Origin of the sequence: Methyloversatilis discipulorum (assembly GCF_000385375.1) — a bacterium.
Taxonomy (GTDB): domain Bacteria; phylum Pseudomonadota; class Gammaproteobacteria; order Burkholderiales; family Rhodocyclaceae; genus Methyloversatilis; species Methyloversatilis discipulorum_A.
Window position 1 is genome coordinate 975,484 of record NZ_ARVV01000001.1, and the last position, 23,036, is coordinate 998,519.

Genomic DNA, 23,036 nt, shown 5'->3' on the forward strand with positions numbered 1-23,036 from the left:
CCGTTTTCTTGCCGGAGCAGGCGTCGTGAAGTCGCTGTGGATGGTGGCGGCCAGCCTGCTGTTCGCATCCATGGGCGTTTGCGTGAAGCTGGCCAGCGAGGCGCTGCCCGCCTCCGAGATCGCTTTCTACCGTGCCTTCATTTCCTTGCTGCTGATCGCAGCCGTCATGCGCATGCGCGGCGCGTCGTTCGCGACACCGCACGCGGCGATGCATCTGAAACGCGGCGTGTCCGGCGCGATTTCGCTCATCCTGTATTTCCAGGCCATTGCACTGCTGCCCTTGCCCACGGCCGTAACCCTGAACTACACCTCGCCGCTGTTCATGGCGGCCTGGCTGGGCTTCACCGTCAGTGGAGAGTTGTCGAAGCCGGTCGCGCTGGCGCTGGTGACCGGCTTTGCCGGCGTCGTTCTGGTTCTGCAGCCGACGCTGGGCAGCGAGCAGTGGGTTGGCGGCCTGTGCGGCCTCGCCTCCGGGATGATTGCGACCATGGCCTATCTGAGTGTGCGCGACCTCGGCCAGCTGGGTGAGCCGGAATGGCGCACCGTGCTCTACTTCTCGCTCTGCTCCTCGGTGTTCGGCGCCGGATGGGCGCTGATCGACGGCGGCTTCCACCTGCCGGATGCCCGCACCTGGGCGCTGCTGTTTGGCGTCGGCGTGTTCGGCGCCGCCGCCCAGCTGTGCATGACTGCGGCGTACAAGGGAGGGCGTACGCTGGTGTCGGCCAGTCTGGCCTACACCACGGTGGCCTTCTCGACGCTCTACGGCGTGCTGCTGTGGAACGATGTGCCGTCCGCCGCGGTCTGGGCGGGCATGGTGCTGATTGTCGCAAGCGGCGTGCTGGCGATGCTCAATCCGCCGCCGGCGAAGCTATAGTCGAAGTGCGGGGCGTGCCCCCGCCTCTGTGTCGGCAGACCTCTGGAGGTAAGAAAAATGATCACGAGCGAATACAGCGGCAATCTGGTGACGGTGACGGCCTTCGGCGAATTCACGCTGGCCGACTATCGGGAGTTCGAGGACCTGGTCAATTACCGGATCAAGTTCGAAGGCGTCGTGAACCTGCTGATCGACCTGCGGCAGATGACCGACTTCACGCTCGACATGGCGCTCGAGGAACTGCGTTTCGCGCGCGCGCACAGCCACGATTTCGGACGTGTCGCGGTGATCGCCGGCACGCCGTGGGTGGCGTGGACGGCGTGGCTGTCGCAGGTATTCGTCGATGCCGACGTGACCGTTTTCGACGACGAGGCGGCGGCGCGCGACTGGCTTGCGGAGACCGTCTGAACGATGAGTGTGCTCATTTCCGCGGCCGAGCTGGCCGCCGTGGCGGGTGATGCCCGACTGGTCATCGTCGATTGCCGCCACGATCTGGCACAGCCGGAAGCCGGCGAGGCGGCCTGGCGCGAGGCACACATTCCGGGCGCGTTGTTCATGCATCTGGATCGCGACCTGTCGGCGAAGAAGACCGGCCGCAACGGTCGTCATCCGCTGCCGTCACCGCAGGACTTCGTCGCGCTGCTCGGTGCCCGCGGCATTTCGCCGGCACACCGCGTAGTGGCTTATGACGACGCCGGCGGCATGTTCGCCGCCCGGCTGTGGTGGATGCTGCGCTGGGTCGGTCACCGCGATGCTGCGGTGCTCGATGGCGGTCTGGGTGCATGGAAGGCCGGTGGCGGCGCGCTCGACACGACGGTGCGCGATCTGCCGCCCACCGACTACCCGCTCGGTGTCGTCGAACCGACGCTGGACGCCGATGCGGTGCTCGCCAGTCTCGAGGACGGCGGGCGCCTGCTGGTCGACGCCCGCGCGCCCGACCGCTTCCGCGGCGAGAACGAGACGCTGGACCCGGTCGGCGGCCATATTCCGGGCGCGGTCAATCGCTTCTTCAAGCTCAATATCGGCGATGACGGTCGCTTCAAGCCGGCGGACGTGCTGCGTGCCGAGTGGCGGGAGGTGATCGGCGGGCGCGACCCGGCGTCGCTGGTGATGCAGTGCGGCAGCGGCGTTACCGCCTGCCACAACCTGCTCGCGCTCGAAGTGGCCGGGCTGTCCGGTGCGCAGCTCTACCCCGGCTCGTGGAGCGAGTGGTGCAGCGACCCGGCGCGGCCGATGACACGCTGAGCGACGAGCGCGTCGCGGAAGCGCTGCTCGCACTGGTCGCCCGGCGTGCGCCCGGGTACTCGATCTGTCCGTCCGAAGTCGCGCGCGCTCTGTCGCCCGACGACTGGCGCCCGTTGATGCCGAAGGTGCGCGACGTCGCACGCCGGCTGGCGGGTGAAGGTCGCGTCCTGGTCACGCAGCGGGGTGAAGTGCGCGACGCGGACACGGAGTGGCGCGGGCCGATACGCATCGCTCAGCCGCGGAAAAGCGCGTCGGGCTCGATCTGAGCGAACTGTTCGCCGAGATGGTCGAGCAGGCGTCTGACCCGCAACGGCATGTGCCGGCCAGTGGGCAGCATTGCGTGCAGCGGGAAGTCCTCGCCGCGCCAGTCTGTCAGCAGTTCGACCAGCCGCCCGGCGTGCAGGTCGTCCACCACGTCCAGCCGTGCCTTGGTGGCGATGCCCAGACCCTGCAGCACCCACTGGCGCACCAGCGCACCGTCGTAGGCGAGCCGATTGCCCTGCACGCGCACGGTCGTATCGACGCCACCGCGCTCGAAGCGCCAGGCCAGATGCGGGCGTCCGCTGCGATAGAGCGCGATGCAGTTGTGCCGCGCCAGATCGGAGGGTTGCTGCGGCGCGCCGTGCCGAGCGATGTAGTCGGGTGAGGCCACCACCACTCGTCGCGTCACATGCAGCCGGCGAGCCACCAGTGACGAGTCCGGCAGTTCGCCGTAGCGCACCGCCAGATCGACCCGCTCGCGTACCAGATCCTGCAGCGTGTCCGATACATAGAGTGCCAGCCGCACGCCCGGGTGCTGTTCGATGAAGCTGTCCAGCATGGCCGACAGCGCGCCGCGGCCGAGGTCCGACGGTGCGGCGAGATGGATGTCGCCGGACAGCGTTTCGCGGCCTGCGCCGAGCAGTGCGCGCGCGTCGTCGATGTCGCCCAGTGCGCGCCGGGCGTGGTCGCGCAGCAGTTCGCCCTCGGCGGTCAGCCGCATCGATCGGGTCGAGCGCTCGACCAGCCGCGCGCCGAAGGCCGATTCGAGCCGCTTCAGCGCTGCGCTGGCAGCGGCCGGTGTCAGCTGCAACTGCCGTGCGGCGGCGCTGAGCGAGCCGGCGTCGGCGATGCGTACGAACAGTTCGAGCTGGGAAAGCGTCAGATCACGCGGATTCATGGCGGCTCGATTTTCAAGAATCGTTTGAATATGTATTGAGTGCGGGCTGGATTATCAATCGATCTGCCAGTCTGTAGCATGCCTCGACAAACTGGACAGGAGTTGCAGCATGAAAGCCGTTGCATTCAGAGAAAATCTGCCGGTCGAGCGTGAGGACTGCCTGATGGATGTCGAGCTCGCCCGGCCCGACGCCCGCGGCCGCGATCTGCTCGTGCGCATCGAGGCGGTGGCGGTCAATCCGGTCGACACCAAGGTGCGCCGTTTCCATGCGCCGCCGGCCGACGGTGGCTGGCGGGTGCCGGGCTGGGACGCCGCTGGTGTGGTCGAGGCGGTGGGCGAGCAGGTGACGCGCTTCCGCCCGGGGGACCGCGTCTGGTACGCCGGTGACCTGACCCGACAGGGCAGCAACGCCGAGTTCCAGGCGGTGGATGAACGCCTGGTCGGCCGCATGCCATCCTCGCTCGGTTTTGCCGAGGCGGCCGCATTGCCGCTGACCGCGATCACCGCGTGGGAACTGCTGTTCGACCGGCTGCAACTGCGTGACGCTGAAGGCCGGTTGCTCATCGTCGGCGCTGCCGGTGGTGTCGGCTCGATCATGATCCAGCTTGCCCGGGCGCTGACCCGCACGACGGTGATCGCCACGGCGTCGCGCAGCGAGACCGCCGACTGGGTGACGCAGCTCGGTGCGCACCACGTGATCGATCACCGCCGTCCGCTCGCCGAAGCGCTGCGCGACGCCGGCATCGCTTCGGTCACGCACGCGGCCAGCCTGACCCACACTGATCACCACTACCCGCAGATCGTCGAGGCGCTGGCGCCGCAGGGCCGTCTGGGCCTGATCGACGACCCGGCGCATCCGCTCGACGTGCTTGCGCTGAAGCGCAAGAGCCTGTCGCTGCACTGGGAACTGATGTTCACCCGTTCGCTCTACCAGACCGACGACATGGCCGAGCAGGGCCGTCTGCTCGACGAGGTGGCCGACATGATCGATGCCGGCCGGCTGCGCAGCACGCTGGGCGAGCATTTCGGCGTCATCAATGCCGCCAATCTGCGCCGCGCGCACGCACTGCTGGAAAGCGGCCGTGCGCGCGGAAAGATCGTGCTGCAGGGTTTCTGAACCTGTTTCCTTCCGGGGCGCTGCGTGGGCGGCGACCCCAACACCATCCATAGACGGAGAACCGAATGACAACGCTGTTCGAACCGACCCGACTGGGCGACATCGCCCTCGCCAACCGCATCGTCATGGCACCGCTGACGCGCAACCGCGCCCAGGCCGGTAACGTGCCGGGGCCGCTGACGGTCGAGTACTACCGCCAGCGCGCGAGCGCCGGCCTCATCATCGCCGAGGCAACGCAGATTTCGCCGATGGCGCAGGGCTATCTCGACACCCCGGGCATCCACTCGGCCGAGCAGGTCGCCGGCTGGCGCAAGGTGACTGACGCGGTGCATGCCGCCGGCGGTCGCATCGTGCTGCAGCTGTGGCACGTCGGACGCATTTCGCATACCTCGCTGCTGCCGGGCGGCGCGGCGCCGGTGTCCTCGACCGCGCGTCGGCCCAACGCGCAGACCTATACGAAGGAAGGCTTCGTGCCGGTGTCCGAACCCCGTGCGCTGCGCGACGACGAACTGCCGGGCATCGTTGACGATTACCGCCGCGCCGCGCGCAACGCGATCGACGCCGGTTTCGACGGCGTCGAGGTGCACGCCGCCAACAACTATCTGCTGGACCAGTTCATGCGCGACAGCGTGAATGACCGCAGCGGCCCCTATGGTGGTTCCATCGACAACCGCATCCGTCTGGTCGTCGAAGTGATGCAGGCGGTGGCAGCGGAAATCGGTGCGGCGCGCACCGGCATCCGTCTGTCGCCGATCACCACCTTCAGCGACACGGCGCGCGACAGCAATCCGCAGGCGCTGTACGGCCGTCTGGTCGAGACGCTGGCGCCGCTCGGGCTCGCTTTTGTGCACATGATCGAGGGTGAGACCGGTGGCCCGCGCGAACCGGCGGATCTGGCGCAGCCCTTCGACTACGACGCGCTGAAGAAGGCTTTCGGCGGCGGCTGGATCGTGAACAACGGCTTCGATCGCGCGAGCGCGGAAGCGAAGATGGGCGCCGGTGCGGCCGACGCGATCGCCTTCGGCAAGCCCTTCATCGCGAATCCGGACCTGGTACGCCGGCTGCGCGAGAACGCGCCGCTCAATGCGCTGCGTGCCGAGCTGATGTACGGCGGTGGCGCCGAGGGCTACATCGACTACCCGGCACTCGACTGACGTCGTTTCAGGTCACTCGTCGCCGGCCGGCTCGGGTCGCGTCCACAGCCAGCTGGCGACGACGACGAGAATGAGCCACACGCTGCCGCGCACCCAGGGCGGCACCGGGCTGAACCACAGCGTGGTGGCGCTGAACAGCATCATCACGCTGGCCAGCCACTTGGCGCGGCGCGGCACCGCGCCGTGCTCGCGCCAGTGGGTGATGTGCGGTCCGTACTTCGGATGGGCGAGCAGCTTCGCCTCCAGCGCCGGCCAGCCACGGCCGGCGGCCCAGGCGGCGAGCAGCAGGAAGGGCACGGTCGGCAGTACGGGCAGGAAGGCGCCGATGACGCCCAACAGTACCGACACTGCGGCGAGCAGCCGCCACAGCATCTGACGGGTCCAGTGGATCAAGACGGGCAGGGCGTGATGCGAAAGCCGCATTGTGCCGCAGGCCGGCGCGCGACGCAGGCGGCAAGTCAGTCCTTCAGGTGGTTCGGGCGGGATGCTCGCGAGGCTTTCCCTCTCCCGCATCAGCGGGAAAGGGTGGCGCGCAGCGCGAGATGGGGACAGGGCGCGGGATCCACGCCGCAATCGCGAGCAAGCTCGCTTCCCCGGAACCCATGCCATGCGGGCGAGAACCGTCCCGTGAAAAGTCACGAGGCCGCAACGCGGACGCTTCCCTTCAACGCCTGAGATCGAGCGTAAACGGGAAGTTCGGATTGCGCTCCTCGGGCGGGGCCGACACCTGGCCCGGCGTGTGGCCCATTGCGAAGAAGCGCGCCAGCCGGCGGCCTTCCGCTTCATAGGAATTGACCGGGAAGGTTTCGAAATTACGGCCGCCCGGGTGGGCCACGTGGTACTGGCAGCCGCCCATCGAGCGCTTCATCCAGTCGTCCACCAGATCGAACACCAGCGGACTGTGCGGCGCGATGGTCGGGTGCAGACAGGCGGCCGGCTGCCAGGCGCGGTAGCGCACGCCGGCGACGAATTCGCCGACGCGACCGGTGGGCTGCAGCGGAATGCGCCGGCCATTGACCGCCAGCACGTGGCGGTCATCCACCAGTCCCTGCACCTTTACCTGCAACCGTTCGACCGAGGAGTCGACATAGCGCACGGTGCCGCCCGGCGCACCCTCTTCTCCCATCACGTGCCACGGTTCGAGCGCGCTGCGCAGTTCGACCTGCACGTTGCGCGCGGCGAATGCACCCATCTTCGGGAAACGGAACTCGAAGTGCGGGGCGAACCAGTCCAGCTCCATCGTGTAGCCGAAGCTGCGCAGCTCGTCGACCACGTCGCGCAGATCGTCCCAGACGAAGTGCGGCAGCATGTAGCGGTCGTGCAGTTCGGTGCCCCAGCGCTTCAGGCGCGCCGGCTGGTAGGGCTGCTGCCAGAAGCGGGCGATCAGCGCGCGCAGCAGCAGCTGCTGGGTCAGGCTCATGCGCGCGTGCGGCGGCATTTCGAAGGCGCGCATCTCCAGCAGGCCGAGGCGCCCGGTCGGGCCGTCGGGCGAGAACAGCTTGTCGATGCAGAACTCGGTGCGGTGCGTGTTGCCGGTCGAGTCGACCAGCAGATTGCGCAGGATGCGGTCGATCAGCCACGGCGGCGTGTAGCCCATGTCGCGCGTGCGGCGTTCGATTTCGGCGAAGGCGATCTCGATTTCGTACACCGCATCGTTGCGCGCTTCGTCGATGCGCGGCGCCTGACTGGTCGGGCCGATGAACAGGCCGGAGAACAGGTAGGACAGCGACGGATGGTTGTGCCAGTAGCTGATCAGGCTGCGCAGCAGGTCGGGCCGGCGCAGGAAGGGCGAGTCGGACACCGTGGCGCCGCCAAGCACGAAGTGATTGCCGCCACCGGTGCCGCTGTGGCGGCCGTCGATCATGAACTTCTCGGTGCCCAGCCGGGTTTCGTGCGCCGCCTCGTACAGGAAGGTGGTGCCGGCCAACATGTCGTCCCACGAGTGATAGGGCTGGATGTTCACTTCCAGCACACCCGGGTCGGGCGTGATGCGCAGCACTTCGAGGCGGGCGTCGCGCGGCGGCTCGTAACCTTCGAGCACGACCGGATGACCGCAGTCGGCGGCCGTCGCTTCGATGGCCGTCACCAGTTCGAGATAGTCCTCCAGCGCGGCCAGCGGTGGCATGAACAGGTACATGACGCCGTGGCGCACCTGCGCGCACAGGGCGGTGCGGGTGATCCAGGCCGCCGATTCGAAATCACCGGGGCGGCGGTCCGTGACGGGTGCGACCGGGCTGCCGCTGTCCGGGAGGGCGTAGCCCAGCCGTTGCGCACGGTCGCCGGTCAGGCTGGCGAGCGGTGTCTGCATGCGCCAGGCGATGTCGCGCCACTGCGGCAGCGCGGTCTGCGGCGCGGACGGATCCGCCACATGCACCCAGGGGTAGTCGGTTTCCTTGGCCCAGGGTTGGGAGTCGAGTGGCAGCCGGTAACCGAGCGGCGAATCGCCGGGCACCAGGTAGCAGCGTTCGCTGCGCAGGAACCAGGGGCCGCTCTGCCAGCCGTCTCCGGCCGGCGTGCGCGCCAGCGGCAATACGTGGCCGACCACGCTGTCCAGCCCCTGCTCGAACACACGGCGCATGCGTTCGCGTTCGAGCGGATCGTCCAGCCGGGCGTCGAAAGGATCGACGTTCACCGGCAGTTTGCGTTCGCGCCACAGGTAGTACCAGACGTCTTCAAACGCCGGGAAGGCGTGCTTGCTCTCGATGCCGAGACGGCTTGCGAGCATGTTCAGGAAGCGCGCAGCGTCACCTTCGGTCAATGCGTAATCGACTGATTCATCGGCGAACAGGCCGGGGTCGGTCCAGACCGGTTCGCCGTCGCGGCGCCAGAAGCAGGTGAGCGACCAGCGCGGCAGCTGTTCGCCCGGATACCACTTGCCCTGACCGTAGTGCAGCAGGCCGCCCGGCGCGTAGCGCGCCTTCAGTTTGGCCAGCAGTTCGGCGCCGAGCAGGCGCTTGGTCGGGCGGTCCGGTGGTGAGTCGGCGGTGGTGTTCCATTCAGCGCCGTCGCGGTCGTCCACCGACACGAAGGTCGGTTCGCCGCCCATGGTCAGGCGCACGTCATGCAGCTTGAGATCGGCGTCGATGCGGTGGCCCAGCGTTTCGATGCGCGACCACTGCGCGTCGCTGTAGGGCTTGGTCACGCGCGGCGCTTCCCACACGCGCTCGACCTTCATGTGGTGCTCGAATTCCGACTCGCACTTCTCGCTGAAGCCGCTGACCGGCGCCGCCGACGACGGCTCGGGCGAGCAGGCGAGCGGAATGTGGCCTTCGCCGGCGAACAGGCCGGAGGTCGGGTCCAGCCCGATCCAGCCGGCGCCCGGCAGGTAGACCTCGCACCAGGCGTGCAGGTCAGTGAAGTCGGCTTCGGGGCCGCTCGGGCCATCCAGCGATTTGACGTCCGGCGTCAGCTGTATCAGGTAGCCGGACACGAAGCGCGCGGCCAGACCGATGTGGCGCAGCACCTGCACCAGCGCCCACGCCGAGTCGCGGCAGGAACCGCTGGCCTTCTGCAGGGTTTCCTCCGGCGTCTGCACGCCAGGTTCCATGCGGATGAGGTAGCGGATGTCGTTCTGCATCTGCTGGTTCAGCGCGACCAGGAAGTCCACGCTGGCGCGCCCGCCGTTGCACAGCGCGCGGGCGTTATCGACCCAGCGCGAGAACTTCGGCGCGTTGTCGCGGCCGAGCGGCAGTTTCACCAGATACGGCGTCAGTTCGTGCGTCTGTTCTTCGCTGTAGCCGAAAGGAATCTTCTCTGCTTCCGGTTCGAGGAAGAAATCGAAGGGGTTGATGACCGACATCTCGGCCACCAGGTCGATTTCGATGCGCAGTTCGCGCGTGCGCTCCGGGAACACGATGCGCGCGAGATAGTTCGACTGCGGGTCCTGCTGCCAGTTGATGAAGTGCTCGCCCGGCGTCGCCTTCAGCGAGTAGGACAGGATGGGCGTGCGCGCGTGCGGCGCCGGACGCAATCTGACCACCTGCGGGCTCAGCATGACCGGACGGTCGTAGCGGTAGTGGGTGACGTGGTTCAGCGCGACGTGGATGGACACGGAAGACTCCGGTTGCGTACTGGAAAGGGGTTGGTGGCTTCAAGCAATTAGTGTGCGCAAGCCAAGTGCATGATTTTCATGCAGCTTTGTTTCAGTGTCCTTCCGTGCGTGGGGCGGCTGGCGTGTGCGCGCACCGGCGCTGTGCATGTCCGGAAAGTCCGTCATCGTCATTTGAGGCCGAGCCGGCGAGCGAGCTTGTGCAGATTGCTCGGGTCGACGTCCAGCCGACGCGCGGCGTCGGCCCAGTTGCCGCCGCAGGCGTCGAGCGCCGCCCGCACCAGCCGGCGCTGCGTCGCGTCGACCGCGTCGCGCAGTGGCATCAGGGTGGCAGGTATCGCTTCGTCGGTGGGCCGGGGTGCCGTGACGCCGAGCAGCGCCGGGCCGTCCAGGTCGAGCAGTTCGGCCGGCAGCGACACGATGTCGGTGCGCGCAGCACCACGGCTCACCACCTTCAACGCGGCACGGCTGATCACGTGTTCCAGCTCGCGCACATTGCCCGGCCACGGATAGCGACAGAGCGCGTCTTCCGCCTCGGGCGACAGGCGCAGGCTGCGCAGGCCGAGCCGGGCGCGGTTCAGTTCGAGGAAGCGACCGGCCAGCAGCAGCACGTCGCTGCCGCGCTCGCGCAGCGGCGGTATCGGTACCGGATACACCGAAAGCCGGTGATAGAGGTCGGCGCGGAAGGCGCCCTCGCGCACGCTGTCGCGCAGCGTGCGGTTGGTTGCCGCGATCACGCGTACGTCGACGCGTCGCGGCTGGTCGGCGCCCAAGCGCTGGATTTCACCGTTCTGCAGCGCACGCAGCAGCTTGGCCTGAACGGTCAGCGGCAGTTCGCCGACCTCGTCGAGGAACAGCGTGCCACCGTCGGCCGCCTCGAAGCGGCCCGGCCGGTCGGTGGTGGCGCCGGAGAAGGCGCCTTTCACATGGCCGAACAGTTCGCTCTCGGCCAGCGATTCCGGCAGCGCGGCGCAGTTCACATGCACCAGCGGCTGCGCGGCGCGGCGCGAATGGCGGTGCAGATGACGGGCGAACAGTTCCTTGCCGACGCCGGTTTCGCCGAGCAGCAGCACCGGCAGCTCGGACTCGGCCACCACCTTCAGTTCGTGCAGCAGGCGCTGGATCACGTCGCTGTGGCCGATGATTTCAGTCTCGTCCGCAGTGGCGCGCGCGCCTGCCGGCTCGCCGCCACGCGACAGGCGCAGCGCGTGCAGGTCCTGTTCCAGCCGGGTCACGCGCACCGCCGCCTCGACCAGCAAGGTGAAGCGACGCAGATCGTCGCGCGCCGCCTCGGTGAAGGTGCCTGTCTGCAGCGCGTCCAGCGTCAGCGCGCCCCAGGTCTGGCCCTCGACGTGCAGGCTGGTGCCCATGCAGTCGTGTACCGGCAGTGGCTCGCCGACGCGGGTGTCGAGCAGGCCGTCGTACGGGTCGGGCAGCGTGCTGTCGTGATCGAAGCTGGTGATGTCGCGGCGCGACAGGATGGTGGCCAGTCGCGGGTGCTGACCGACGACGAAGCGCCGGCCCAGTGTTTCGCGCACCAGACCGTCGACCGCGAGCGGGCGCAGCCCGTCCTCTTCCAGTTTCAGCAGCGCGACAGCGCCGCAGTCGAAGTGGGCGCGCAGGCTGGACACCAGGCGCTGCAGCCGCACCGCGGGCGGCAGTTCCGACACCAGGTCGGCAAGCAGCAGGGATTCCATCATGGTTCAAATAACCCTTTAAAGGTGATTAATACCTTTTTGTGCGAGGGTCCAAAGTACCTTAATTTTCGTAGCCTGTTGATTTAATTCGACTGAAATACATGGCCCGGAGCTTGCGAAGTGGGAGTGTCTTCTTCCACACGAGGCTCTTGCCATGAACCTGATCGAACAGTCCCTCGGCGCTCTCGCGCGCAGCATTCCCGGTGCCACCCCGGTGCCACCCAGGTGTTCCACGAACACAAGCTCGATTTCTGCTGCGGCGGCAAGCACAGCTTGCAGGAAGCGGCCGCCGAGCGCGGCATCGACGTGCAGCCCATCGTCGATCGCCTGCGCACCCTTGCGTCGCTGGCCACGCGCGAGGAACGCGACTGGCGCACGGTACCGGCGGCAACGCTGATCGAACACATCCTGTTCCGCTTCCATGACCGTCATCGCGAACAGCTGCCGGAACTGATCCGCCTCGCGCGCCGGGTCGAGCAGGTTCACGGCGATCGCCCGGATTGCCCGGTCGGTCTGGCCGACCACCTGACCGTGATGCAGCAGGAACTGGAAAGCCATATGCAGAAGGAGGAGCAGGTGCTGTTCCCGATGCTCGCCCGCGGACACGCGATGGCACTGCAGGGGCCGGTCACGGTGATGCGCAACGAGCACGACCAGCACGGCGAAGCGCTGCAGCGGCTGGAGGCGCTGACCAATGACATCACGCTGCCGCGCGGCGCCTGCAATACCTGGCGCGCGCTCTACGTCGGCCTGGCCGCGCTGCGCGAAGACCTGATGGAACACATCCACCTCGAGAACAACATCCTGTTCGAGGGGCTGAATCCGGCACCGGCCGAGGCGGAGACCGCTCATGGGTAACTATCGCAGGCTGTGGTTCACGCTGATCGGCGTGCTCATCGTCACCTTCTCGCTGCTCGGGTACTACGGCGTCGAGGTGTATCGCAGCGCGCCGCCGATACCGCAGCAGATCGTCAGCGACGACGGCCGCGTTCTGTATACGCACGACGGCATCCTCGACGGGCAGACCGCCTGGCAGTCGGTCGGCGGCATGCAGCTCGGCTCTATCTGGGGTCATGGCGCCTACCAGGCGCCGGACTGGACCGCGGACTGGCTGCACCGCGAACTGCTGGCCTGGCTGGATCTGGCCGCGCAGGACGCTCACGGCAAGCCGTATGCCGAACTCGACGCCGACACCCAGGCGCTGCTCGCCGCGCGTCTGAAGCGCGAGTACCGTCGCAACACCTACGACGCAGCCAGCGGCATCGCCACCGTATCGACGCTGCGCGCGAAGGCGATCGAGCACACCGCTGCCTACTACGCCGAGCTGTTCGGCGACGCGCCGGCGCTGCAGGGCTCGCGCGAAAGCTACGCGATGAAGGAGAACACGCTGCCCGATCCGCAGCGGCGCGCGCAGCTTGCCGGCTTCTTCTTCTGGACTGCCTGGGTGGCCGCGACAGAGCGGCCCGGCACCAGCGCCACCTACACCAACAACTGGCCGCACGAACCGCTGATCGGCAATGCGCCGACGGCGGAGAACGTCGTGTGGTCCATCGTCAGCGTGGTGGTGATGATGGCCGGCGTCGGCTTCCTGATCTGGGGCTGGTCCTTCCTGCGCAAGCAGGACGAGAGCGACCCGGCCGCGCCGGCGCAGGACCCGCTGACGCGCGTCGCGCTGACGCCGTCGCAGCGCGCGCTCGGCAAATATCTCTTCCTGGTGGTGGCGCTGTTCGTGTTCCAGGTCATGCTGGGCGGCTTCACCGCGCACTACACGGTCGAGGGCCAGACCTTCTACGGAATCGACGTATCGCAGTGGTTCCCGTATTCGCTGGTGCGTACCTGGCACATCCAGAGCGCGCTGTTCTGGATCGCCACCGGCTTCCTCGCCGCGGGGCTGTTCCTGGCGCCGCTGATCCACGGCGGGCGCGATCCGAAATACCAGAAGCTGGGTGTCGATGTGCTGTTCTGGGCGCTGGTCGTGGTGGTGGTCGGCTCCTTCGTCGGCAACTATCTGGCAATCGCGCAGATCATGCCGCCGGAGCTGAACTTCTGGCTCGGCCACCAGGGCTACGAGTACGTCGACCTCGGCCGCGTCTGGCAGATCGGCAAGTTCGTCGGCGTCGCGCTGTGGCTGGTGCTGATGCTGCGCGGCATGGTACCGGCGCTGCGCACGCCTGGCGGCGACAAGAACCTGCTGGCGCTGCTGACCGCGTCGGTGGTGGCGATCGGCCTGTTCTACGGCGCCGGCTTCGCCTACGGCGAGCGCACCCACCTGTCGGTGATGGAGTACTGGCGCTGGTGGGTCGTGCACCTTTGGGTCGAAGGCTTCTTCGAGGTGTTCGCGACCACCGCGCTGGCCTTCATCTTTTCGACGCTCGGCCTGGTGTCCGGCCGCATGGCGACGGCGGCCAGCTTGGCCTCGGCCTCGCTGTTCATGCTGGGCGGCGTGCCCGGCACCTTCCACCATCTGTACTTCGCCGGCACGACCACGCCGGTGATGGCAGTCGGCGCCTCATTCAGCGCACTCGAGGTGGTGCCGCTGGTCGTGCTCGGCCACGAGGCGTGGGAGAACTGGCGCCTGAAGGACCGTGCGCCGTGGATGGCCAGGCTGAAGTGGCCGCTCATGTGCTTCGTCGCAGTCGCGTTCTGGAACATGCTCGGCGCCGGCGTATTCGGCTTCATGATCAACCCGCCGATCTCGCTCTACTACGTGCAGGGTCTGAACACGACGCCGGTGCATGCGCATGCCGCCCTGTTCGGTGTCTATGGCTTCCTCGCCCTCGGCTTCACGCTGCTGGTACTGCGCTATGTCCGGCCGCAGCTGGAGTTCGGCGAGCGTCTGATGAAGACCGGCTTCTGGGGGCTCAACGTCGGGCTGGTACTGATGATCGCCACCAGCCTGCTGCCGATCGGCCTGATCCAGTTCCACGCCAGCGTCAGTCAGGGGCTGTGGTACGCACGCAGCGAGGCATTCATGCAGCAGCCGCTGCTGGAAACGCTGCGCTGGGTGCGCACCTTCGGCGACGTGGTGTTCATCGTCGGCGCTCTGGCGCTGGCCTGGCAGGTGGTGAGCGGCGTGTTCGGGCGCTCCGGCCACGCGCCGGCTCGGACTGCCGCGCTGGCTGGCGCCCGCCGATGAACTGAGCGCAACCGTCCTCCCTCCTTGTCGTCACGCATCGACAAGGTTGGGGCGCCGCGCCGCGAGGCCGGCGCCCTTTTTTTGACGGGCCGGCTGGCCTGTACCCGTTTGCAGGGGCGATTCTGCCCCCTTGCTGGCGGATATCCGTTCGGTACCGTTGATCCTCTGTCTTTGCGCGGCATGGGACTTCCGTGTGGCTGTTCGAGCGGAATCAGGCCGAGCGGAGTGTGAAAAAAACTGTGTCTTCAGGGTACGGAAATGTTGTGTGGTTATACTCCAGAGCTCCCAATCTGAATATCCGACTGCACAGGACCATCTCGTGGCCAATATCACCGCTCAGGACAACAGCCTCTCCTTCCTCACTGACACGCTAGGCGGATTCGTGGGGCGGGCGGCGACTAAGCTCGATGCGTTCTCGAGCGACCTCGAGGGCATGATCGATACGATATTCATGGCGATCAGCTATGGGTATGTGGATTCGGTGTCGTCGTCCAGGATCGTCATAAACACCTATTACCCGACCTCCGCGCAGATGATCATCAATGGCAGCGGAATGACCGGGAATTCGTTCTCCATCAATCGCATCACTTATTCGGAGTACGACGGGTTCTACATCAGGATGAGCGGTAACGTGCGCGGAAACGTGTACGGCGATGTCAGCGGGTCCGTGACCAGTGCGGTGATCGGGAACTCGGAGCAGTCGATCGCGTATGTCGGAAGTATTTCGATGACGACCGGCGCCGCACGGTACAGCTCGCTGACCTACACGCTGCGCGATGTTTCGGGCGTGGCCACGACGACCGTCAGCTACGGTGGCAGCTTTGTGGAGGATGACTACGGAGTGATCCGGGGCACGGTGACCTCGTTCTCCTATGGCCGCGATGCGGACGGCGCCGGTTCTGGCGCAGCGCAGACCCTGATGTCGATGACCGGACTGTCGCGCTACGTCGAGATGGATATCGATTCGGGACGCCCGTTCGGCTTTCTTCCCGCCGATACGGCCACGTTCTTCAGCCACATGCTGAACGGTGCTGACAGCATCAGCGGCGGCACGGGAAACGACACGCTCTACGGTTATGCCGGCAATGACCTCATCAACGGTGGGGCGGGCGCTGACGTCATGGATGGTGGTGAGGGCGACGACGTCTATTACGTCGACAACGCCGGCGATGTCGTCGTCGAGGCCGTCGACGAGGGGACCGATCTGGTGCTGGCCTCGGTCAGCCACACGCTGGACGACAACGTCGAGAACCTCACGCTTATCGGCACGGCAATCGATGGCGCTGGAAATCAACTCAGCAACACGCTCACCGGAAATGCACAGGCCAACGTACTGACCGGCCTCGGCGGCAACGACACACTGATCGGCGGCGGCGGCCTCGATACGCTGATCGGTGGTGATGGTGACGACATTTACGTGATCGACCGCGCCGACGAAATCGTCACCGAGCTTGCGGACGAGGGCAACGATACGGTCCGGATCGGCTACGCGAATCCGGGGCGTGCTGCCATCACGGTGACGCTTCATGACAACGTCGAGAACCTTGAGGTGCTGGGGGCGGGGCTGTTCAATCTGGTGGGCAACGCCGAGGCGAACGCGCTGAAGGGTAACGGTTCGGCAAACGTGATCGACGGAGGGGCGGGCGCGGACGAGATGACGGGCGGTCTGGGCAACGACACTTACGTCGTGGATGACGCGGATGACCTGGTGGTGGAGGCGCTGAACGCAGGCACGGACACGGTCCGCGCGTCGTTGAACTACGTGCTGGGGGCGAACGTCGAGAATCTCGAACTGACGGGCAGTGCGGTGAGCGGCACGGGCAACGCACTGGGCAACGTGCTGACGGGCAACGGGTTGGACAACGAACTGTACGGTCTGGGCGGCAACGACGTGCTGGTGGGAGGAGAGGGCGCCGACCTGCTGGACGGAGGAGAAGGCATCGACAGCATGTCGGGCGGAGCGGGTGACGACACCTACGTCGTCGACAACGTGCGCGACGTGGTGAGCGAAGGGCTGAACGCGGGGACGGACACGGTGCGCAGTGCGCTCAGCTACGCACTGGGGGCGAACGTCGAGAACCTTGTGCTGACGGGGACGGCGCACCTGAACGGCACGGGCAACGCGCTGGCGAACGTGATCACCGGCAACAGCGGCAACAACATCCTGGACGGCGGTGTTGGAGCGGACACGCTGGTTGGCGGAGAGGGCGACGACCAGTACGTGGTCGACAACATCGGCGACACGATCACGGAAGCGGACGGCGAAGGCACGGACAGCGTGCGCTTCACGCTGGCCAACGCCAGCGGGGTTGCGCTGGAACTGGACCTGGGCGCGGACTACGCCTTCGTCGAGAACGCGACGCTGGCGGGTGCCGGGCTGATCAACCTGAGCGGCAGCGGTGCGGACAACGTGCTGACGGGCAATGCGCAGGCGAACGTGCTGCGCGGTCTGGAAGGCGATGACGAACTCAATGGCGGAGCGGGTGCGGACACGCTGATCGGAGGCGAGGGAGACGACCTGTACATCGTCGACCAGGCGGGCGACGTGGTGACGGAGAACCCGGGCGAAGGCACGGACACGGTGCGTGTGCTGTACGGGCACAAGGCCAAGGCGGCAGTGACGCTGTCGCTGCAGACGACATACGCGAACGTCGAGAACCTTGAGGTGCTGGGAGCGGGGCTGTTCAATCTGGTGGGCAACGCCGAGGCGAACGCGCTGACGGGGAACGGTTCGGCGAACGTGATCGATGGAGGGGCGGGCGCGGACGAGATGACGGGCGGTCTGGGCAACGACACCTACGTTGTGGACGACGCGGGCGACGTGGTGATCGAGACGGCGGTAAAGGGCTCGGGCGTTGATCTGGTGCGCGCGTCGGTGGACTACACGCTGACGGCGAACGTTGAGAACCTGACGCTGGAAGGCGGTGCGCTGGAGGGCACGGGCAACGAGCTGGGCAACGTGCTGACGGGCAACGGGTTGGACAACGAACTGTACGGTCTGGGCGGCAACGACGTGCTGGTGGGAGGAGAGGGCGCCGACCTGCTGGACGGAGGAGAAGGCATCGACAGCATGTCGGGCGGAGCGGGTGACGACACCTACGTCGTCGACAACGTGCGCGACGTGGTGAGCGAAGGGCTGAACGCGGGGACGGACACGGTGCGCAGTGCGCTCAGCTACGCACTGGGGGCGAACGTCGAGAACCTTGTGCTGACGGGGACGGCGCACCTGAACGGCACGGGCAACGCGCTGGCGAACGTGATCACCGGCAACAGCGGCAACAACATGCTCTCTGGCGGCCTTGGAGATGACGTGCTGCTGGGTGGTGCGGGAAACGATGCGTTGCTGGGTGGTGCCGGCAACGACTGGCTGTCCGGCGGAGATGGATTGAATACGCTCACCGGTGGAACCGGCGAGGACGTGTTCTATTTCGATGCCGCACCTGTTCCGGGCACGCTGCAGACGATTGCTGATTTCAGCTTGATCGACGACCGCATCGTGTTCGACGCAACGGTGTTTGACGCGCTCGGCGCCGGTTTCGACGACACGCCGGTTGCTCTGCCCTCCGAACTTCTGCAGGTGGGTAGTGGCAGCGCAGCGGCCGACGCCGATGTGCGGCTGATCTACGACACTGCTGCTGGCGCGCTGTACTACGACGCGGATGGTAACGGCGCAGGCGACGCGGTCCAGATCGCGCAGTTCACGGGCAAACCCTTGTTGTCGGCCGATCATTTCGAGGTGCTGGCGTCCTGATCGGAAGGCGCCCGCTTTACTGAACGGTGAACTGCCGCGTGCGCGCTAAACTTGGCGCATGAACCGTCCAGACGATCCGCTGCCGCGCTCCACTGCTTCGCTGCGCCTGCATTTCCACAATGGCGAGCGGCTGGGGCCGGGCAAGATTGAACTGCTCGAGCATCTGGCGCGCGAGCGGTCGATCTCCGGTGCGGCGCGTGCGATGGGCATGGCCTATCGGCGTGCCTGGCTGCTGATCGACGACATGAACCGCATGTTCGCCGAGCCGGTGGTGAAGACCTACCCAGGGCGCTCGCAGGGCGCCGGTGGTGCCGAACTGACGCCGTTCGGCGAGCGGCTGATCGCGGTGTTCCGCGCCGCCGAGCGACGAACGGCCGACGCGGTCGCGCTGCAGCTGCGCGAACTGGACGAAGCGCTCAATCCGCAGCCGACGGTGCCTGCGCAGCGTCAGGACGCGGACGTCGGTTGAAGCCAACGCTGCGGCTGTCCAGCGCCACCGATTTCACCATCACCCATACCGCGGTGCCCGGCTGCAGGCCGAGCCGGTCGCACGATTCGCGCGTGACCAGCGCGCGCAGCGAACTGCTGCCCAGATCGACGGCGACATCGGCATATGGACCTTCGCGGGGCGTGATGCCGATGACACGTCCCGGCAGCTTGTTCACGATGGACACATCCATCGGTCGCGACAGCGCGAGAGCCACGTCGCGGGCGCGGATGCGCACACGCACCGCGCAGCCCGGGTCGAGGTCGATGCGCGGCACGCGCAACTGGCCGTCGGTGAAGCGCAGCGTGGTCAGAGCGTAGTCGTCGTTGTGCTGCAGCACCGTGCAGTCGAGCACCGAGCCCGCTTCGTAGCGACCGATCAGCGGTGAGTGCTCGGGGCGCGACATGATGTCGGCCAGTTCGCCACTGGCGACAGTGCGGCCTTCGCTGACGATGACCAGATGGTCGGCCAGCCGCGTCACCTCCTCGATCGAATGGCTCACGTACAGCACGGGCAGCGCGAACTCCTGCGCCAGCCGTTCGATATACGGCAGTACCTCTGCCTTGCGTGGCGCGTCGAGCGAAGCGAGCGGTTCGTCCATCAGCAGCAGCCCTGGCTGACTCAGCAGCGCGCGGCCGAGTGCTATCCGCTGCTTCTCGCCGCCGGACAGGTGATGCGGTCGGCGGTCAAGCAGGTGGGCGAGACCGAGCACGTCGATCACGCTGTCCCAGTCCACCGGGCGCGGACCGCGCGCGCGCTTCAGGCCGTAACGCAGGTTGCCGGCGACCGACAGGTGCGGAAACAGCCGTGCGTCCTGGAACACGTAGCCGACGCCGCGCGCCTCGATCGGCAGGTCGATGCCGGCGTCGGCGTCGAAGAACACGCGGTCGCCGACCGCGATGCGTCCGCGTGACGGTCGCACGATGCCCGCCACCGCGTTGATCAGACTGCTCTTGCCGGCGCCGCTGCGGCCGAAGATGGCGCTGACGCCGCGCGACGGCAGCGTGACGTCGACGTCGAGGTCGAGCGCCCCCAGCCGTGTGCCGAAGCGCAGTTCGATCATGGTCGCCCCAGCCAGCGCTGCGTGCGCCGGTTCAGCCATTCCGACAGGATGATCGCGGCGACGGCAAGCGCCATCGAAAGGCCGACCAGGCGCAGCGCGATGGCATCGCCGTCCGGTGTCTGCGTGGCCGTATAGATGGCCAGCGGCAGCGTGCGCGTTTCGCCTTCGATATTGGAGGCGAAGGTGATGGTGGCGCCGAACTCGCCGAGACTGGCGGCAAAGGCCATCATCGCGCCGGACAGGATGCCCGGCAGCATCATCGGCAGCGTGATCGTGCACAGCACGTCGATACGGCTGGCGCCCAACGTACGTGCGGCCAGTTCAAGGCCGCGGTCGACGCCATCCAGCGACAGCCGGATCGCGCGCACCATCAGCGGAAAAGCCATCACCGCTGCGGCCACCACTACGCCTTCGGTGGTGAAGATGAGCTGGATGCCGAAAGTGTTCTTCAGCCAGGCGCCGAGCGGCGCGCGCGTGCCCAGCGAGATCAGCAGCAGGTAGCCGATCACCACCGGCGGCAGTACCAGCGGCGCATGCACGATGCCGTCGAGCAGGGCGCGACCGGGCAGGCGGGTGCGTGACAGCAGCCAGGCGACGCCCAGCGCGAAAGGCAGGCACAGTGCGGTACTGGCCAGCCCGACACGGAGGCTGAGCAGCAGGGCGTCCAGTTCGATGTCGCTCATCTATGCCTATTTGATGCTGAAGCCGTACCGCGTGAATACCGCCGTCGAGTCGTTGCCGCGCAGCCACTGCATGAACGCGCGCGCGGCCGGCGTGTCTTGCCCGGCGACGATGGCAGCAGGATAGGTGATCGGCGCGTGCGTGTCAGCGGGAAACACGCCGGCGACGCGCACCTTGGGCGACACCGCGGCGTCCGTGGCGTAGACGATGCCTGCGGGCACCTCGCCGCGTTCCACCAGCACCAGCGCCGCGCGCACCGAATCCGCGCGCACCAGTCTGGGCTCCGCGGCCTGCCATGCGCCGAGCTTGGTCAGTGCGTCCTTGGCGTACTTGCCGACCGGCACGTGGGCGGGATCGCCGGTGGCCAGGCGACCGTCGCCGAGCAGCGCGGCAAGATCGAAGCCGGGTTTCAGCGTGACCGACGCTTTGCTGTCGATCGGTGTCACCAGCACCAGGCTGTTGCCGAGCAGGTCGGTGCGCGTGCCCGCGGCGAGCAGCTTGCGCTCGGCGAGATAGTCCATCCACTGCTCGTCGGCCGACAGGAAGACCTGTGCCTGGGCGCCCGCTTCGATCTGCCGCGCCAGCGCTGAGGACGCTGCGAAGGAGAACTTCACGGTATGGCCGGAGTGCGTCTGGAAGGTCTTGCCGATGTCCTGCAGTGCATTGGTCAGGCTGGCGGCAGCGAACACGACAAGGGTGTCCGCATGGACGGCGCCGGCGACGAGGCTCAGCGCGAGCGCGGACAAGAGGCGGGTGGGCAGCAGACGGGTGAGTTTCATGCTTCTTCCTATATCAAGTTGAATACAGGATCATCCTACGATGAATTTCGACGTGTGCTGCGGCGATGGACGAAAAAAAGCCGGCGGCAGCCGGCTCTTCTTCCTGCCCCGTCGAGGTTCAGCGCACCAGCGCGTCGGCGCTTGGCGCGATCGCGGCGAACAGGTCGCGCATCGTCGCGATGCTGGCGGCTTGCACCGTGGCGGCGGGGACCGAGCTGCCATCGGCCAGCGGCAGGTCGCGCGTGGCGGTAGCGGCAGCGACCACGGTGGGTGCGTAGCCGAGGTTGAAGGCACCGCGCGCGGTGGAGTTCACGCACATATGCGTCATGAATCCGGCCAGCACGAGCTGCTTCACGCCCAGCTTCTTCAGTTCCTCGTCGAGCGGGGTCTGCACGAAGCTGTTCGGGTAGTGCTTGATGATCACCGTTTCACCGGCCTGCGGCGCGACGATGTCGGCGATGCGACCGATCGCGGCATTGACGTCGTAGGGCGTGCCCGGACCGGCGTCGTGCTGGATGTGGATGACCGGGCGGCCGAGTTCGCGCGCACGGTCGAGCACGCGGCGTGCTTCGAGCAGTGCGGCCTCGACGCCGGAGAGCTGCATGACGCCTTCACGGTAGGTGTTCTGGCAATCGATCATCACCAGGGCGGCGTCGGCAAGCAGGCCCGGTTCGTGGCCGAGACCCATCAGGTCGCGCAGCGTCGTCAGTGAACTCATCGGTGAGGTGTCCTTTCAGGTGGTGGAGATTTCCTGCGCCTGCATGTGCTGCAGTGCTTCGCTGACCAGCGGCAGCAGGCCGGTGTCGCCGCCGCGGTTCACGTGATCGATGATCGCACGACGCATGCGGGGTTCCCAGAAGCGCCGTATGTGGGCGGCGACTTCGCGCACCGCTTCGTCGTGGTCGGGGTAGCTGTGGAAGAACTGGCCGATCTGGTTGGCCATCTTGACGAGGTTGTGGATGTCCATCTGCTATTCCGTTCGCGTTGCTGTACTGGTTCGGGGTTCGGTGTAGATCGCCATGCGGCCGTCGCGGACGAAGCCGCACAGCGTGACGCCCGTGCGCCCGGCCAGATCGATGGCCAGCCCGGTCGGCGCCGAGATGGCGGCCAGCAGGCCGCCGCCGATGCTGGCGAGCTTGAGCACCATTTCGTAACTGGCGCGGCTGGTGACGACCGCGAAACCCTGTGCGGTGTCGACGCCGGCCAGTGCGACGGCGCCGATCAGCTTGTCCAGCGCGTTGTGCCGACCGACGTCCTCGCGCACCGCGAACAGCGAGCCGTCGGCGTGCGCCCAGGCGGCGGCGTGCACCGAACCGGTCAGCGCGTGCAGCGCCTGCCCTTCGCCCAGGGCGACGAAGGCGCGGTGGATGGCGGCTTCATCGACCGACGGTCGCGCGGCCACCGGTTTCACTTCGCGCGACACCTGGACGAGGCTGTCCACCCCGCACAGCCCGCAGCCGGTGCGTCCGGCCAGCGAGCGGCGGCGCGCCTTCAGCGCTTCGAAGGCGCGGTTCGACACCTGCATGCGCACCTCGATGCCATCGACGTGGTGCGCCGTGTCGATGTCGTGGATCTCCGATGCGCGCGCGACGATGCCTTCAGCCAGACTGAAGCCAGTGCCGAAGTCTTCGAGATCGGCCGGCGTGGCCAGCATGACCGCGTGCGAAATGCCGTTGTACACCATGGCCACCGGCACCTCTTCGGCCACGCATTCGACGCTGGCGGTGCGCACGCCCCCGCTGACACGCACGGCGCTGCGCAGCCGCTGCGCCGGATGCAGCACGGTGTCGCTGCTCATTTCACCCGCTTCATCGCAGACGAGCAGCGGACCGCCCATGGCGAGAG

Annotated in this window: 20 protein-coding genes; 10 read left to right on the forward strand and 10 right to left on the reverse strand. The window is 67.1% G+C overall.

The genetic code is table 11. The features are described from left to right. Positions 1 to 25: 25 nt before the first annotated feature. The 4 genes from METRZ18153_RS0104670 to METRZ18153_RS0104685 are packed head-to-tail and all read left to right on the forward strand — an operon-like array spanning position 26 to position 2,385. Complete coding sequence (locus METRZ18153_RS0104670) at positions 26 to 874, forward strand: DMT family transporter (protein ID WP_020163629.1); 849 nt, start codon at positions 26 to 28, stop codon at positions 872 to 874. Positions 875 to 931: 57 nt separating this feature from the next. After that, positions 932 to 1,282, forward strand: a complete 351-nt coding sequence (locus METRZ18153_RS0104675; protein ID WP_020163630.1) for a SpoIIAA family protein — start codon at positions 932 to 934, stop codon at positions 1,280 to 1,282. 3 nt (positions 1,283 to 1,285) lie between these two features. Then, positions 1,286 to 2,119 carry a sulfurtransferase gene (locus tag METRZ18153_RS0104680; RefSeq protein ID WP_020163631.1) on the forward strand — a complete coding sequence of 278 codons (834 nt, stop codon included), beginning with the start codon at positions 1,286 to 1,288 and terminating at the stop codon, positions 2,117 to 2,119. After that, positions 2,086 to 2,385 carry a DUF3253 domain-containing protein gene (locus tag METRZ18153_RS0104685; RefSeq protein WP_020163632.1) on the forward strand — a complete coding sequence of 100 codons (300 nt, stop codon included), beginning with the start codon at positions 2,086 to 2,088 and terminating at the stop codon, positions 2,383 to 2,385. Before METRZ18153_RS0104680 ends, METRZ18153_RS0104685 begins: the two co-directional genes overlap by 34 nt. On the opposite strand, the gene METRZ18153_RS0104690 is transcribed toward METRZ18153_RS0104685, so the two are convergent. Continuing rightward, complete coding sequence (locus METRZ18153_RS0104690; protein WP_020163633.1) at positions 2,352 to 3,278, reverse strand: LysR family transcriptional regulator; 927 nt, start codon at positions 3,276 to 3,278, stop codon at positions 2,352 to 2,354. The two genes, METRZ18153_RS0104685 and METRZ18153_RS0104690, sit on opposite strands and share 34 nt — an antisense overlap. 109 nt (positions 3,279 to 3,387) lie before the next feature. Between METRZ18153_RS0104690 and METRZ18153_RS0104695 the strand changes: the two genes are divergently transcribed. Together METRZ18153_RS0104695 and METRZ18153_RS0104700 are read left to right on the forward strand one after the other, a co-directional pair. After that, positions 3,388 to 4,395: a zinc-binding alcohol dehydrogenase family protein gene (locus METRZ18153_RS0104695; RefSeq protein ID WP_020163634.1), complete on the forward strand. Its 1,008-nt coding sequence runs from the start codon at positions 3,388 to 3,390 to the stop codon at positions 4,393 to 4,395. Positions 4,396 to 4,460: 65 nt separating this feature from the next. Beyond that, positions 4,461 to 5,549, forward strand: coding sequence for an alkene reductase (locus tag METRZ18153_RS0104700; RefSeq protein ID WP_020163635.1), 1,089 nt, complete (start codon positions 4,461 to 4,463; stop codon positions 5,547 to 5,549). 12 nt (positions 5,550 to 5,561) lie between these two features. On the opposite strand, the gene METRZ18153_RS0104705 is transcribed toward METRZ18153_RS0104700, so the two are convergent. From METRZ18153_RS0104705 to norR, 3 genes are all read right to left on the reverse strand, one after another. After that, on the reverse strand, positions 5,562 to 5,921 hold the full coding sequence (locus METRZ18153_RS0104705; RefSeq protein ID WP_020163636.1) for a YbaN family protein: 360 nt from the start codon (positions 5,919 to 5,921) through the stop codon (positions 5,562 to 5,564). A gap of 292 nt (positions 5,922 to 6,213) precedes the next feature. Next, a complete protein-coding gene (locus METRZ18153_RS0104710; RefSeq protein WP_020163637.1) occupies positions 6,214 to 9,600 on the reverse strand; it encodes a transglutaminase family protein in 3,387 nt (1,128 codons plus the stop codon). Positions 9,601 to 9,767: 167 nt separating this feature from the next. Beyond that, positions 9,768 to 11,294 carry a nitric oxide reductase transcriptional regulator NorR gene (gene norR / locus METRZ18153_RS0104715; protein ID WP_020163638.1) on the reverse strand — a complete coding sequence of 509 codons (1,527 nt, stop codon included), beginning with the start codon at positions 11,292 to 11,294 and terminating at the stop codon, positions 9,768 to 9,770. Positions 11,295 to 11,519: 225 nt separating this feature from the next. On the opposite strand from norR, the gene ytfE reads away from it, so the two are divergent. The 4 genes from ytfE (at position 11,520) to METRZ18153_RS0104735 (ending at position 18,650) form a co-directional block, all read left to right on the forward strand. Continuing rightward, positions 11,520 to 12,152, forward strand: a complete 633-nt coding sequence (ytfE, locus tag METRZ18153_RS0104720) for an iron-sulfur cluster repair protein YtfE (protein ID WP_020163639.1) — start codon at positions 11,520 to 11,522, stop codon at positions 12,150 to 12,152. Continuing rightward, positions 12,145 to 14,430 (forward strand): nitric-oxide reductase large subunit, encoded by a 2,286-nt coding sequence (locus METRZ18153_RS0104725; RefSeq protein ID WP_020163640.1) that lies wholly within the window; start codon positions 12,145 to 12,147, stop codon positions 14,428 to 14,430. The genes ytfE and METRZ18153_RS0104725 overlap by 8 nt, the downstream gene beginning before the upstream one ends. Before the next feature lie 319 nt (positions 14,431 to 14,749). Continuing rightward, on the forward strand, positions 14,750 to 18,181 hold the full coding sequence (locus tag METRZ18153_RS20485) for a calcium-binding protein (RefSeq protein ID WP_232415966.1): 3,432 nt from the start codon (positions 14,750 to 14,752) through the stop codon (positions 18,179 to 18,181). Between the two features lie 58 nt (positions 18,182 to 18,239). Further along, the gene (locus tag METRZ18153_RS0104735; protein ID WP_020163642.1) at positions 18,240 to 18,650 is read left to right on the forward strand and encodes a winged helix-turn-helix domain-containing protein; all 411 of its coding nucleotides are present in this window, start codon (positions 18,240 to 18,242) and stop codon (positions 18,648 to 18,650) included. Here METRZ18153_RS0104735 and modC read toward each other — a convergent pair. From modC to fdhD, 6 genes are all read right to left on the reverse strand, one after another. Beyond that, positions 18,598 to 19,770: a molybdenum ABC transporter ATP-binding protein gene (modC, locus tag METRZ18153_RS0104740; RefSeq protein ID WP_232415967.1), complete on the reverse strand. Its 1,173-nt coding sequence runs from the start codon at positions 19,768 to 19,770 to the stop codon at positions 18,598 to 18,600. The two genes, METRZ18153_RS0104735 and modC, sit on opposite strands and share 53 nt — an antisense overlap. Further along, on the reverse strand, positions 19,728 to 20,414 hold the full coding sequence (gene modB / locus METRZ18153_RS0104745; RefSeq protein ID WP_020163644.1) for a molybdate ABC transporter permease subunit: 687 nt from the start codon (positions 20,412 to 20,414) through the stop codon (positions 19,728 to 19,730). Before modB ends, modC begins: the two co-directional genes overlap by 43 nt. 6 nt (positions 20,415 to 20,420) lie before the next feature. Further along, on the reverse strand, positions 20,421 to 21,191 hold the full coding sequence (gene modA / locus METRZ18153_RS0104750) for a molybdate ABC transporter substrate-binding protein (RefSeq protein ID WP_020163645.1): 771 nt from the start codon (positions 21,189 to 21,191) through the stop codon (positions 20,421 to 20,423). Between the two features lie 118 nt (positions 21,192 to 21,309). Then, positions 21,310 to 21,909, reverse strand: a complete 600-nt coding sequence (locus METRZ18153_RS0104755; protein WP_020163646.1) for a cysteine hydrolase family protein — start codon at positions 21,907 to 21,909, stop codon at positions 21,310 to 21,312. Positions 21,910 to 21,924: 15 nt separating this feature from the next. Further along, positions 21,925 to 22,158 carry a formate dehydrogenase subunit delta gene (locus METRZ18153_RS0104760; RefSeq protein ID WP_020163647.1) on the reverse strand — a complete coding sequence of 78 codons (234 nt, stop codon included), beginning with the start codon at positions 22,156 to 22,158 and terminating at the stop codon, positions 21,925 to 21,927. Between the two features lie 3 nt (positions 22,159 to 22,161). After that, positions 22,162 to 23,028: a formate dehydrogenase accessory sulfurtransferase FdhD gene (gene fdhD / locus METRZ18153_RS0104765; RefSeq protein WP_020163648.1), complete on the reverse strand. Its 867-nt coding sequence runs from the start codon at positions 23,026 to 23,028 to the stop codon at positions 22,162 to 22,164. Positions 23,029 to 23,036 lie beyond the last annotated feature (8 nt).